Source organism: Brevundimonas sp. SL161, from assembly GCF_049896985.1.
Taxonomy (GTDB): Bacteria; Pseudomonadota; Alphaproteobacteria; order Caulobacterales; family Caulobacteraceae; genus Brevundimonas.
In genome coordinates this window covers 132404-146048 of the sequence record NZ_JAFCVJ010000005.1, presented here as the reverse complement: position 1 = coordinate 146048, position 13645 = coordinate 132404, and the positions used below count along the sequence as shown (strand labels likewise).

Sequence of the window (13645 nt, the reverse complement as noted above, 5' to 3'; positions counted from 1 at the left end):
TATGATAGCGGCGTAGCTTGTGGCAAGGACTGAAGTCAGCCTCGTTCTCCAGCGAGCTGTGTCACTGCGGTCGGATTGTGATGTGTTCATGGTCCGGCCGCTTGTGCACGCTCTTCGGTTTCAGCCTGTTATCTGGCGCGCCCGGGGTAAGATGGTCACGACATCGTATTTCGCCAGCCACAGCACGCCGCGTTCGACGATATGGCGTCGGTGCGTCGGGAAGGTCGAGGCGAGGGTGGCGGCCGAGATCTGACGATGCTCGGCAAGTTGGGATACCATCTCTTTCAGCTCGTTGATCGTCGGCAGGATTGAGCCGCCGTGGGTCGCTAGTGTCAGCTTCATGAGGGCCTCCACGGAAGCCCAGGAGTGGCCGGGCGTCAGCATCACCACAGTGGATCCCGTCAGCCACTCGCTGGGATAGCCGCCAAACAGATGGAAAGGATCAAGCCGGCGCGGGTCGGGGGCGAGATTGCGCGGCTCGACGCGTGTCTGCTGCGCCTTCAGCCGCTGTTCGGTCGCTTCGGCCCACATCGCCTCGTACTGGGGAATGATGCGTGACCAGTCGAAGACGTCGCGGGCGCGTTGCTTGCCGGACGCCCCCATGCGCTGCCGAAGGTCGGCGTCGTCGATGAGTTCCAGCAAGGCATTGGCGGCCTCGCTGACATCAACGGCTGTGACCTGGCTGGCGGCGCCCACGTACTGATCGTAGGAAATCCAGTGGTTGGCGTGACGATAGGCCAGATCGCGGCCTGCGCCGGCCGCAGGCGCATAGGTCGACACCCGGAACCCGTCAACGCCGTGGCGGACTGTGTCGCGATAGCCGTTCCAGTCTGACACCACGCAGGGCAGTCCCGCCGCCATGGCCTCGATCGGCGTCAGACCAAAGGTCTCCTGGATGTTGTCGGACAGAGAGATGAAGATGTCGGCGACGGACCAGATGGAGAAGCGGGTGGCGGGTACGCGGCCGTCGACGATGCGGTAGCCGACGCTGGGGCACTGGCTGGCGGTCTGGTCGTGGTAGGCCTTCTCCATGTTGGCGCTGGTGCCCCAGCCGGCCTGGACCCAGTAGACCTTGCGATCCGTCGCCTGGGCCGCGCGTTCGAGGGCCATCGCCATGGGCACGGGGTTCATCTTGGCCAGGTGATTGAACCGGCCGATATAGAGGACCACCACCCCCTCCTCAGGGATGTCGAGGGAGCGACGCCACTCGGCGCGGGCGGCGGCGGTGACACCGAAATCGTTGGTGTTTACCCCCAGGGGGATTGTCACCAAGCGGGGCTCTGGCACGCGGGTCGCGCCCATCCGGATTTCGAGGTCGTTGCGGACGGCCTCCAGCTCGACCTCGACGCTCGCGCGGACGGCGTTGGAGGTGCAGATCAGCCGATCCCAGGGCTCGATAGGCGCGGTCAGCATGGCCCCCAGCGAATCCATCACCGCTTCTGACGCCGTCGTATGGGTGATGCAGGTGATTCCGTAGGCGTCGGCGGCCCCGGCGGTGCGGCGCAACCAGGCCTCACGCGCCATGTTGGGGTTGGTCAGGAACACGTTTCCAGCCCGGCCCAAACCCTGACGATCGTGACGGGCGATGATCGACGAGGGCCGCTGGATCGGAGCGATCGCCTGGATGAAGGCGGATAGTTCCTCATCCGGCCGATTGGCGACGTTCCAGAAATACAGGCTTTGCGCCCGGGTATGGGTCAGGTAGCCGCGAAGGAAGCTTTCACCCGCCGACTGCCGGCCCATCAGGGCAGGGCGTTTGGTGTCATAGGCTTCGGGATTCAGATAAATGGCTGCGTTCGACATCCCTCCTGATTAGGACGGATCGACGCTTTTCCCAAGCCGCCCGCCGCCCACCCGCCGACGGCGCTCGGCGTGCGGCCGCCGCGCTGGCCCCTGAATCCGAAAAACTATCGTCCATAGCGGCTCGTCTCGTTTCAAAGGCCTCCTGCCTGGCGGTCACCGACAGTACCGGCACCCGTTCTGCTGCCTTTTTGAGAGGGGTTGGTGGGAGGCCTCGGAACAGCGACCTCGCCCTGTTCCCATGAGGTAAATTCGGGTCTGCGTTCAACGCCGATGTCATCGCACAAAAGAAAAGGGCCGCCCCGGAGGGCGGCCCAATCCGTTGGTCTAAGCCGTGACTTACTGGAAGTCGCCGGCGGCGACCCCACCGATGTTAATCCCGGCCAGGAAGATGACCGAGTCGGTCGCGGTGCCAGTGTCGATACCGGCGTCGTTGTCGAGGAAGACATAGACGCCCTGCCCGGTCACTTCCACAGCGTAGACGTTCGTGGTCGTGGTGCCGAGGGCCTGGAAGTGGGCCTCCGCTGCTGCAAACGCCGTCGCGTAGTCTGCGACGCCTACAGCAGCTTCAACGTACACGATCGCAGTCGCGCCGAGGACGTCAATCTGGTCGTCAACTTCGACGAAGTCCGTGATGCGATCGATCGTGTTGTTAACCCCCGGACCCGCCGCTGCGAGGCCGCTGTCGCCGATGGCGAAGTGGAACACGTCAGCGTTACCGCCACCCGTCAGGGTGTCGGCACCCGTTCCACCGATGATGGAGTCGGCACCAGCATCGCCAGTAATGACGTCGTTCTCGGATCCACCGCTGAGCGTATCGGCACCGGCACCGCCGGCGATCGAGTCCTCACCCGCGTCGCCGCGGATGTTGTCGGCGTCGCCACCACCGGTGATGGTATCGTTATCAGCACCGCCGTTGATGGTGTCGGCACCACCAGTATTGGTGATGGTATCGTTTCCGTTTCCACCGTTCACCAAGTCGGCATCCGCCCCACCATCGAGGTTGTCGTTGCCGTTGTCACCGTTGAGGGAGTCGTTACCGGCACCGCCGCGAAGTGAGTCGACACCTTCGCCACCGCTGAGGGTGTCGTTACCGGCACCGCCGTCAATGGTGTCGTCTCCGTTAAGGCCGGCGATGGAGTCGTTACCAACTGTTCCGACGAGGTTATCGTTGCCGGCACTGCCATTAGTCGTGGTGAGGAAGTCCGAAGCCTGGATCGACGCGAGGGTCATGCCCGGCAGGAAGATGGAGCCATCTGCTGCAGTTCCATTAACGTTCGACTGATCGATGAAGACGTAAACGCCCGCACCCGCCACCTCGACCGCCACGATTCCGATAACGCCGTTCATCGCTGCGTTAGCGGCGATGAGAGCCGCATCATAGTTGCCTTCGCTAGAGCCAGTCGCCGCAACGGTCAGCTCAGTGTAGCCAGTAGCGCCACCGTTCACACCGACGCTGAACGAGTCAGCCGCACCGACAAAATCGGTAACCGTATCAGCACCAGCAGCATCGTTGGTACCGCCGGAAGTCACGGTCGTGTCGCCATTGTTGAACACGTAGACGTCGTTGCCCGCGCCGCCGGTGATGACGTCGCCGCCGATACCACCTTCGATACGGTCATTGCCTTCGCCGCCCGAGAGTGAGTCAACACCGCTGCCGCCGGCAAGGTTATCGTCGCCGAGACCACCATTGACGGTGTCGTTGTCGTCGCCGCCAACGATGGAGTCAGCCCCGGAGTCGCCATTCAGAAGGTCAGCACCGGTGCCGCCGTCGATAGTATCGTTGTCGTCACCACCGTTCAGCAGGTCAGCACCGGAACCTCCCAAGAGATTGTCATTGCCGGCATCGCCGTTCAGAGTGTCATTGTCGCTGCCGCCGTCGAGCGTGTCAGCACCCAAGCCACCGTTCAATACGTCGTCCTGGTTTCCGCCGCGCAACGTATCATTGTTGTCACCGCCATTCAGCAGATCGTTGCCGTCGCCGCCGTTGAGGCTGTCAGAACCAGATTCACCGTTCAGGGTGTCGTTGCCAGCATCGCCAGCCAAGACGTCGTTGTCGTTGCCGCCATTCAAGACGTCAGCTTCGGTACCACCGTTGAGGGTGTCGGCACCGGAACCGCCGTTCAGGGTGTCGTTGCCAGCATCGCCGTTCACGGTGTCGTTGCCGTTGTCGCCCGAGACCACGTCGTTCTCGGTTCCACCGGCCAGGACATCGTTGCCTTCACCGCCGTTGATGGTGTCGCTTTCCGAACCGCCGTTGATGTTGTCGACGCCGTCGCCGCCTTCCAGGCTGTCAGCGCCAGCGTCACCGTTCAGGGTGTCGTTGTCGTTGCCGCCCGAAAGGGTGTCGTTGCCAGTGCCGCCGTTGAGGGTGTCGACGCCAATATCACCAAAGATCAGGTCGTCGCCGTCGTTGCCGCTGAGCAGGTCGTTCTGCTGACCGCCGAGCAGGGTGTCGGCACCGGTACCGCCGTCGATGACATCCGCGCCCAGACGGCCGTGGATGTAGTCATCGCCATCGCCACCGTTGACGGTGTCGTTGCCCTGACCGCCCTCGACCACGTCGGCGTCATTGCCGCCGAGGATCGAGTCGTCTCCTTGGCCGCCCTGGATCGTGTCAGCGCCATTGCCGCCGAAGATCGTGTCGTTGCCGAGGTCGGCGAAGATCAGGTCGTTGCCGTTTTCGCCGTCGATGTTGTCGTTGCCTTGGCCGCCCAGGATGGTGTCGGCACCATTGCCGCCGAACACTGAGTCGTCGCCGAGATTACCGTGCAGGTAGTCATTGCCGTTGTCACCGTAGACGCGGTCAATGCCCTGACCGCCGAGGACGATGTCATCCCCTTCGCCACCGATGACGCTGTCGTTATCCTGGTTGCCCTGGAGGAAGTCGGCACCGTTGCCGCCGATGATCGAATCGTCGCCCGTGCCACCGAAGAGGTCGTCGTCGCCGTTGCCGGCGTTGATGACGTCATTGCCGGCGTTGCCATAGATCAGGTCGTTCAGATTGCCGCCGTTGAGGTTGGTTTCGCTCGTGCCATCACCGTAGATGAAGACTGAGTTGTCAGCGAAGAGGGTGCGGCCTACGCCGGCGATCGCGGCCGGGAAGGACAGGGTCTTGCCGTTGAGCGACAGCTGGATGCCGGAGCCGGCACCCACGCTGGTCACGTTGACGACCAGGTTCTCGGCCGTGCCCGTCGGGAAGAACAGAACGTCTCCCGTCGTGAAGGCATCGGCCTGCGCCTGGGTCATCGTATCGAAGTTATACGTAGCCATCTAAAAGTTCTCCATTTGTGTCACAGACCGAGGTCCGCCATCGCCCGCCCCCACCATGGAGAACGTCTAGGCGTAAAACCGCCCTTGGCCGCTTTTAGCCGAGGCTCGGATTATTACAACCCGCCCTTATCGTTACCAAATCTGACGCGAGACGCAATCATTGCTCGCCCCCGGCGGGAACGGTCCGTTGCGGCGTTACGCGACCCGTGGTTTTAGAATCGTTAGCGGCATTCAGTCATGTTCTACGGCAGTTGATCGGGGCCATGATGTAGCTTCGTAAAGATTTCGTCACTTGATTTCGAAAGAGATACCGGTCGCTTTTCGAAAGACTTCCTGATCCTCAGCATAAACTGACCTGAGGTATGTACGGTCGTCATCTTTCAAGGACTGACCACCGGGTGCGTCGTTGCCGACGTGACTTAGGCGCTTGGTGACGTCCGTGAAGTACGGAGCGTGCAAAAAATCACACACTTGTCTCAAAATGTGGTCCGGGGCGTCCCGAAGCGTGTCGGAGCGGAGGCAAAGGATCTGGTGCCTCGGAAAGAGGTGGAGAACGCGGGTCATCTGAGCCCCGTAGAACCCGCGTTCCACATAAGAATGGACCCTGTGCGCCCCGACGGGCGTAACGCTCTGCGTGACGCGGCGGCGTCCTTCACGGATGCACCACGAGAAGTCGCGGGTTTCGGCGCCGCGAGCGGTCTCCATACGCCAGTGTGACCAGGCGCGCTCGACCGGGTCGCGGAACAGCAGGATTAGCCCCATGGCGGGGTTGTAGTCGGCGATCCGCTCCAGACTGTTAGGCCAGTAGACATAGATCGGCGTCGCCTCGCCAAGGATCGCGCCGGGCCGACTGTTCTCGAAGAGGGCATGGTAGGGGGTGTAGTCGGGCGCGGACCAATCGACATTCGTCTCGTCGTCGAAGAAGTGGGCCTCCTTGCAGGCCGGCAAGGACAGCCAGGGATGCTCGGCGAGATAGTCGAAAAGCGCCGTGGTACCGCCCTTCTGTACGCCAGCGATCAGAAAGGCGACACGGTCGGTCGAGCCCATGAGAGCCGCTATTGCTCGCGCATGGCGTTGTCGCCGATATCGCCGATAGGGCCAAGTAGATAGCTCATGATCGTACGGCGGCCCGTGCGGATCATCGCCGTAACCTGCATGCCCGGCGTAATCCTGACACCAGCGGGCAGGCGGCGAAGTTCCGCCGGCGGGATGCGCAGGTCAGCCACGAAATAGGACAGGCCCGACTGTTCGTCCGTGAGGGCGTCAGCCGAAACTGTGACCACCTCGGCATGCAGCTTGGGTACCTTGTTGGTCGAGAAGGCATTCAGGGTGACCTGCGCCGTCAAGCCGGTGCGGACCTCGTCGATGTCGGTCGGGCGCACGCGGGCCGAGATCAGAAGCGGCGCATTGGAGGGGACCACGTCCAGCACGGTCTCGCCGGCGCGGGCGACGCCGCCGATGGTGAACTGGGTCTGGTTGATCACATAGCCATTGGCCGGCGAGATGACGCGGGTCTCGGCCAAGCTGAGCCGGGCGGCGTCGAGACGCGGGGCAATGTCGGCGAGACGGACCTCGGCCTCGCGTAGCCCGGTGGCCGCCTCGCTGTTGCGCTGCTCAAAAAGCTGGGCAAGCTGGAGGCGGGTCTCGCCGGCCTGCTGCTGGTTGCGCTGGATGTCGGCAGCGAGGGCACCCCGTCGGCCACCGATCTCGGCCAGTTGGCGTTGGTAGCGCAATATGAGGGTGCGGGGGGCGAATCCCTGTTCGTATAGCCGCTGATAGCCGTCCAGCTCCTGTTGAATGAGGTCGACCTGGTCGTCGATTGACTGGACCTGGACGTTCAAGCCAGAGCGGGCCGACTGAAGCTGTCCGACGCGCTGGTTGAGGATGGCCGCTTGCCCCTGGATCGCCAGCAGGCGCGAGGAGAAGACGAGGGTCTCGTTGGAGATGATCGTGGCGACCGCCGGATCGTTGCGCCGCGCCGCGAGTTCAGCCGGCGGGATCAGGGACGACTGGCCGCGGACCTCGGCCTGGAACCGGGCCATCTGCATCAGGACATTGTCGTGCTGATTGGTAAGCACCGCCATCTGGGCCCGGGCGACGGTGTCGTCGAACTGCATCAACAGCTGGCCGGAGCGAACGGAATCGCCGTTGCGCACATAGATGGCGCGCACGACGCCGCCCTCGCGGCTGCGCAGCTCCTGACGGTTGGCCTCAACCCGGATCACGCCGGGCGCGATCACGGCGCTCCACAGGGGCGCGAGCGACGCCCAGAGCCCCAGCCCCAGGACGCCGACGACGACGATGGCGATGCCGGTGCGCATTGGGCCGCTGATCCGCGCGCCGCTCACCGCCGACGGCCCCACGGGCTGGGAGCCAAAGACCGGAGGCTCGATCGCAGGGCGCGATTGACCGGGCACCAGACGGGCCAGCTTTTCAAAATCGAATTTCATCGACCAGCCTCGGCGACTTTGGGTGCGGCGGGGACGGGAGCCGGGGCCAGGGCGGCTACGGCGGGGTTGGGCTGGGCACCGCTGAGTCTCTGCAGTACGGCCTGGCGCGGCCCGAACAGATCGATGCGCCCTTCCTTGAGAACCAGCAGCTTGTCCGCGTCCGCCAGCAGGCTCGGTTTGTGTGTGACCACCACGATGGTTCCGCCGCGCAACTTCATGCCCTTGAGCGCGCGCATCAGAGCCTCTTCGCCCTGGGCGTCAAGGTTAGCGTTGGGCTCGTCCAGCACGATCATCGCGGGGTTCCGGAACAGGGCGCGCGCCAGTCCGATCCGTTGGCGCTGACCGACCGAAAGGACCACGCCGCCAGGCCCAAGTTCGGTATCGTAGCCCTGGGGCAGGCGCAGAATCAAATCATGCGCGCCCGCCGCCTGGGCCGCGATCACGACCTCGTCGTCGCTGGCATCCGCGAGGAAGCGGGCGATGTTGTCGCGAACAGAGCCCGCGAACAGCTCGGTGTCTTGTGGCAGATAGCCGACGTGAGCGCCGAACTCACCGCGGTTCCAGCTGAACACGTCCGATCCGTCTAGCCGGACATGCCCGTTGAGCGGCTTCCAGATGCCAACGATCAGCCGGGCGAGTGTCGACTTACCCGCGCCCGACGGCCCGATGACACCCAGGAACTCGCCCGGTGCGATGCCGAAGCTGGCCCCCATGAGGATCAGGCGTCCGTCCGGCGCGGCGAAGTTCACGCCCTCCACGGTCAAAAGGCCCTTGGGTCGAGGCAGGGACATGCCGTTCTCGGTCGGTTCGTATTCGACCAGCAGGATGTTCAGGCGCTCATAGGCTTGGCTGGCGGCAATCAGGGCAGGCCACGACCCCACGGTGCGTTCGATCGGTGCCAAGGCACGCGAGGACAGGATCATGTTGGCGAACAGCATGCCCGCGCCGATCTCCTGGTTGATGATCAGATAGGCCCCGGCGGCGATAATGACCACCTGGATCACCATGCGGACAAGCTTGATGGCATTGCCCCAGAAGTCAGATTGGTCGTTGGCGACCGATCCCTGGTCCAGCGAGCGAGCGCGGAATCCTGCCCATTGACGGCCGATATGGTTCAGCATGCCCATGGCGCGGACGACCTCGCTGTTGCGAAGCCCCGCTTCGGTGAAGGCGTAGCTCTTCAATGCCGCGTCATTGGCGGCGCGCAGGGCCGGACGGCTGGTGCGGTCCTGGATGAAGGCGAGCAGAAGCAGCACCAGGCCGCCAAGCAGCGTAATCACTCCGACGAGGGGATCGATGTAGAACAGGACGCCCAGATAGATCGGCATCCACGGCAGATCGAACAGCACGTTGATCCCGTTGCCTGTCACCGTCTGCCTGAACATGTCCAGATCTCGTAGCGCCTGGGCGCCGGCCTGAGGTTCGCGCCTGACCACACCCTCGAAAAGTGCCGAAAAGACATGGCTGGAGACCCTCTGATCGATCTGCACACCGAAGCCCGACAGCACCCGGGCCCGGTAGACGTCGACGAGGCTGGAGATCACAAACACGAAGACCGTGCCGACCGTGAGGACGAGCAGCGTGGCCAGACTCTCGCTGCCGAGCACGCGGCCGAACACCTGGTTGGTGTAGATCGGCAGCGCCAGGAACAGGGCGTTGGTCACAAGGCTGAAACCGGCGGCGGCAAGCAAAGGCGTGCGCCCCTCGCGCAGGGCTGTGATCAGGAGGCTTTCGGGCTTGGGCTTGGGCCGCTGCATGCAGATTCATTCTGAGTTTTCGCGGCGCGAACCCTTGCTGGCTCCGAAGACCGCGACGACGAGATAAACTCGCCAGCCTAGATCGGACGAATGACCCTCTGGTGTCTCGATGTCAATGACGTTAGTATCGAAAACAATGACAAACGTACCGCTGGAAGTTAAGCCTCCCCAAGCGATCGGCGTCGCCGACGTCAAGGGGATTTTGAAAGGCGAACTGAAGCGCCGCGGGCTGACCTATGCCGATCTGGTAGAAAAACTGGCCGTGCAGGGTGTCATCGAGACCGAGGCCAATCTTCGCAACAAGATTAGCCGAGGGGCCTTCACCGCCGCCTTCTTCATGCAGTGCCTGTTCGCGATCGGTTGCGACGTGGTCCACATCAAGATCAACCGCTGAGCCGCCGGGTCGCCGGGTCGCCGGGTGCCTCGTCCGGCTCAGGTCCAGCCGAGTTCGGAAGATAGCGGCTCGAGCCAGGGGGTTGCAACTGAGATCGGCATCTCGTCAAGCACAAGTCCAGCTTGAGCGTAGACGAGCGGGTCTACCGGCTGTCCCCAACCCTCCTGGGCCAACTGCGAGAACTCCGCCGACCCCGTCGCAGTGAGCACGCGGTACGTGCCTGTGGCGCCGACTTCGCTACCGACGACCAGGTAAAACGTTCCGGCCGCTGGGGCCGTGAAGGTCAGCCGGGCATCCAGACCGGGCCCCGAGTCGTTGTCGAACGCGATGCGCTGGCCCAGGGCGTTGAAGATGCTGACCGAGCCGTCGGTCAAACTCCCTGAACCGCCCCCCGCACCGGAGGCGGCGACATCGATGGTGATCTTCTGGCCAGCAGCCGCACGAAGCTCAAACCAGTCCCGGTCGCCGGCGGCTTCCAGCGCGCCCGAGGTACTGGCCCCCGTCAAGGCATGACTGGTCTGCTCCAGGCCAAAAGCACCGTCGCCGTCACGGCCCTCGTCCGCTCCGAACGTCAACCAGTGGTCGAGCGCAGAGGACGGCGTACGGCCGGCCAAGTCCCCCTGTGAAAGAAGGTAGGCGACCGGGTCGAAGCCAGAGGTCTGACGACCCTCGTAGACGCCGTACTGAATGTAATGGATGGCCGCCGCTTTCGAATCACTACCCAACGCCCGGGCCAGATCCAGGTGCGACGCAGCGTAGAGTCGCCCATCAAATAGGTTGGGCGATCGACCTTCGTCGGCACCGAAAACAAGATAGTGCTGCAAAGCGACTGGCTCGCTTAGGCCGAACGCCTTGGCCAGGTCAGCGTAGGAGGCGGTATAGACGAGTGGATCGAAGCCGGTCGTTGGTCGACCTTCGCGGACACCAGTATCGAGATAGTGCCGCAGACCAACGTCAAGATCATTACCGATCGTCCGTGCCAGGTCAGGGCTCGATGCCACGTATATCAACGGCTGAAATCCGGTGACCGCGTGCGTGTTCTGCGCGCCGAACGTCAGAAAATGCCTTGCCGCCGCATCGCTGTTCGAGCCGAAAGCAAGAGCAAGATCCAGGTTGGAGGCAGCGTAGATAAGTGGATTGAACGTCGCGGTTTCTCGTCCTTCAGCGAAGCCGAACTGAATGTAATGAAGCGTCGCCGCGACCGTGTCCGTTCCGAACGCACGAACAAGGTCGGGGTGACTAGCCGTGTAGACCAAGGCCTTGAAGCTATCGATAGGGCGTGGGGAGGACGCCTGGTATTGATCGTAGTGAGCCGTGGCCCGTGCGGTATCGGTGCCGAAGGCCACGATCAGGTCGGGATTGCTGGCGATATAGGTGAGCGGATCGAAGCGGGCCGTGGTAACGACGTCAATGGCGATGGGGGCCGCCGCTCCAAACTGTATGCGCTCGACGTTACTGAGCGTGTCGAGGCCGTCGGTTCCGACGATCTGCCAACCCGCCGAAGTCCGCGTCAGGACATAGTCGGAGGCCACGCCTGAGAACTGAACAACATCGTCCCCGGCCCCGCCGTCGATGACATCATTTCCAGCGCCGCCGGCGAGGACGTCGCCGCCCAGTCCGCCCACCAGCGTGTCGTCGCCGGCTCCTCCCTCCAGCGTGGAGCCGACTAGCGTCGCCGCGACCACGGCATGGCCCGGCACGGAAACGTGGAGGGTGTAGGCGAGGCCGGCCAAGGGAGCCTTGGACGTGAAGGTGGATCCCGATCCCGTCGCCCACTCCGACACTTCGACATAATAGGTGCCGGCAGTCTGGAATGTATAGGTCAGATAGGAATCGGTTCGTGCTCCACCATTGTCTCCGTTGTTGTCGTCATTGGCCGCGAGTTCGACGCCGGCACCGTTGAACAGTCGAAGACTGCTGTCGAACGCGGCACCGTCAATGTCGAAAGTCACGGTGGCACCCGCACCGACGGCAATCGCATAATACTCGACCCCGCCGTGCGTGCGCCCGAGCACGGTCGCGTGGGGGATGGTTGTTGCGTTCCCGACGTCGCCTCGAGCCAGCAGATCGAATCCGCCGTCCAGGTTCACCGCCGTCGCGATTGTTGCGTTCGCGGTGGTCTGGGCCTTGACGATATCGGCGGCGCCCCCGGCCTGACCGGGCGCACCGGTCGCCGAGATACGGTCCGAACCGGCACCGCCGCGCAGCACGTCCGACCCGCCGCCGCCTTCGATGACGTTATTCCCGGCGTCGCCTGTAAGGGTATCGGCGTATATAGAACCCGTCAGACCCTCGATGCCGGTGAGACTGTCAACGCCGTCGCCACCGCCCACTGCGCCTGTCCCCAGATTGACGTTGACGCCGATGCCGGAGGCCCCCTGGAACACCGCAATGTCGAAGCCATCGCCGCCCAGGAGGGTGTCGTTGCCGGCACCGCCGGTCAGGACGTCGTTGCCAGTCCCGCCATCCAGCCGGTCGTCGCCGGTCCCGCCATTCAGGCTGTCGTCACCGCCTCGCCCGTTCAGCGTGTCGCGCCCCCCGAGACCCGACAGGCTGTCCGCAAATTCGGTGCCCTCGATGACGTTGTCCATAACGTCGCCGCTGACGGTGACCCCGCTGCCGGGAACCTGAGCCAAGACCGCTCCGTCGGAGAACTGGAAAACCTCGACATTGGTCAGGACATCCGTTCCGTCCGGTCCAGAAACGATCGTCGACGTCCCCGACCCGGTGATCGTGTAGGCGCTCCGAGGGCCGGAGAAGACGACCGTGTCGTTGCCCAGACCGCCGTCGATCGAGTCCGCGCCGGCTCCGCCCGTCAGGCGGTTGTTGGCCCCGTTGCCGATCAACCTGTCCGAACCACTGCCGCCGACCGCGTTCTCGATCACGGTACCGATGGCGATCGCCACATTGCCGACCAGACCACCGACATCGGAGAAGGCCCCCTGGCGCAGGTCAATCAACTGGCTCTCGGCATAGCCTGAGAAGTCCAGCGTGTCGGTCCCGCCGGCGTCCCAGACAGCGAAGATGACATCGGTTGCGGTAGTCGTCGCAGCATACCAGGCGCGATCGGCCGTCGAATTGAAGCCATAGACCGTGTCGCCGGTCCGAGTCGTGGTGTTGACGCCATACATGCGCTGGGCGGCTGCGATGTCGTCGAGAAGGGGAGCGGCCGAATACTGGCGAGCGCCCGAGGCAGAGTTAAAATTCCCGCCCGTGTTGGACTCGTTGAAATAGGACATCACCGTGTATTGGCGGCTGTCTTCGTAATATACCGCGTCTGTGGAATAGGTGATCGTGACGCCCTCACCCGCGTTATAGGCCGCCGGGTGAGACAAGCCGATGGCGTGGCCGATCTCATGGGTGAGCACCTGGTAGCCGTAACCCAGAAGAACTGGATTGGCGTTGTAGCTGATCGATCCGTTGATCCAGACATCGCCGGAGACCGAGCTGATGCTGCTCGATCCGGGAAGGTATGCAAAGGCAGCCGAGCCGTTGGCACCCGAGTTGTAGTTGGAGAACAAGATCGTGGCGCTGTTGCTATATCCATCACCGTCCGATACCTGCGCGAACTGGATATTAGCAACGTCCGACCAGGCACCGAGGGCCTGGAGGGTCGCGTTAACCTGCACTCCACTGAAGCGGCTGAAATCCGTGACGTCGCTCGGAAGAGTCGTAGGAGCCGTCGAGCGGAAGGCGAAGGTGACGGTCGTCGACTGGCCCAGACCCGTCGCCCAACTCAGGTTGCTTCGGCCCAGCTGGGCCGCCGCCTCGTCAGTCGTTAATGAGTTCTTGCCGTTGGGCCCCACCTCGCCGCGGTCATCGGCGTTTAGCGCCGAATAGGGGGACGCCCCGCCGCCGTCGAACGCCGAGTGGAAGCCGCCACAGCTTGCGCAGCGGGCGTAGCCGCCCACGTCGCCGAATGCAGACGCCGAGGTCGCTTCGGTTGGAGCGTTGACGTTATCGGCCATCTA

7 protein-coding genes are annotated in these 13645 nt (G+C 63.5%); 1 reads left to right on the top strand and 6 read right to left on the bottom strand.

Annotation, left to right across the window (positions count from 1 at the left end):
- Positions 1-120: 120 nt before the first annotated feature.
- The 5 genes from ACP7AU_RS06370 to ACP7AU_RS06350 form a co-directional block, all read right to left on the bottom strand.
- Positions 121-1803, bottom strand: coding sequence for a glycosyltransferase family 4 protein (locus ACP7AU_RS06370; RefSeq protein ID WP_426050879.1), 1683 nt, complete (start codon positions 1801-1803; stop codon positions 121-123).
- 336 nt (positions 1804-2139) lie between these two features.
- Positions 2140-5073 (bottom strand): beta strand repeat-containing protein, encoded by a 2934-nt coding sequence (locus ACP7AU_RS06365; RefSeq protein ID WP_426050878.1) that lies wholly within the window; start codon positions 5071-5073, stop codon positions 2140-2142.
- Positions 5074-5361: 288 nt separating this feature from the next.
- Positions 5362-6120, bottom strand: a complete 759-nt coding sequence (locus ACP7AU_RS06360) for a sulfotransferase domain-containing protein (RefSeq protein ID WP_426050877.1) — start codon at positions 6118-6120, stop codon at positions 5362-5364.
- A gap of 8 nt (positions 6121-6128) precedes the next feature.
- On the bottom strand, positions 6129-7523 hold the full coding sequence (locus ACP7AU_RS06355) for an HlyD family type I secretion periplasmic adaptor subunit (protein ID WP_426050876.1): 1395 nt from the start codon (positions 7521-7523) through the stop codon (positions 6129-6131).
- Positions 7520-9280, bottom strand: coding sequence for a type I secretion system permease/ATPase (locus ACP7AU_RS06350; RefSeq protein ID WP_426050875.1), 1761 nt, complete (start codon positions 9278-9280; stop codon positions 7520-7522). Before ACP7AU_RS06350 ends, ACP7AU_RS06355 begins: the two co-directional genes overlap by 4 nt.
- 109 nt (positions 9281-9389) lie before the next feature.
- Here ACP7AU_RS06350 and ACP7AU_RS06345 point away from each other — a divergent pair, with 109 nt between their 5' ends.
- A complete protein-coding gene (locus ACP7AU_RS06345) occupies positions 9390-9674 on the top strand; it encodes a DUF6471 domain-containing protein (RefSeq protein ID WP_426050874.1) in 285 nt (94 codons plus the stop codon).
- A gap of 38 nt (positions 9675-9712) precedes the next feature.
- Here the strand turns inward: ACP7AU_RS06345 and ACP7AU_RS06340 are convergent, their stop codons facing one another.
- Positions 9713-13642, bottom strand: a complete 3930-nt coding sequence (locus ACP7AU_RS06340; protein WP_426050873.1) for a M10 family metallopeptidase C-terminal domain-containing protein — start codon at positions 13640-13642, stop codon at positions 9713-9715.
- Positions 13643-13645 lie beyond the last annotated feature (3 nt).

Excerpts from the sequence above, each read along its gene's own strand:
- ACP7AU_RS06370 (WP_426050879.1), bottom strand. The coding sequence starts at position 1,803 with ATGTCGAACGCAGCCATTTATCTGAATCCCGAAGCCTATGACACCAAA.
- ACP7AU_RS06340 (WP_426050873.1), bottom strand. The coding sequence starts at position 13,642 with ATGGCCGATAACGTCAACGCTCCAACCGAAGCGACCTCGGCGTCTGCA.
- ACP7AU_RS06360 (WP_426050877.1), bottom strand. The coding sequence starts at position 6,120 with ATGGGCTCGACCGACCGTGTCGCCTTTCTGATCGCTGGCGTACAGAAG.
- ACP7AU_RS06350 (WP_426050875.1), bottom strand. The coding sequence starts at position 9,280 with ATGCAGCGGCCCAAGCCCAAGCCCGAAAGCCTCCTGATCACAGCCCTG.
- ACP7AU_RS06345 (WP_426050874.1), top strand. The coding sequence starts at position 9,390 with ATGTCAATGACGTTAGTATCGAAAACAATGACAAACGTACCGCTGGAA.
- ACP7AU_RS06365 (WP_426050878.1), bottom strand. The coding sequence starts at position 5,073 with ATGGCTACGTATAACTTCGATACGATGACCCAGGCGCAGGCCGATGCC.
- ACP7AU_RS06355 (WP_426050876.1), bottom strand. The coding sequence starts at position 7,523 with ATGAAATTCGATTTTGAAAAGCTGGCCCGTCTGGTGCCCGGTCAATCG.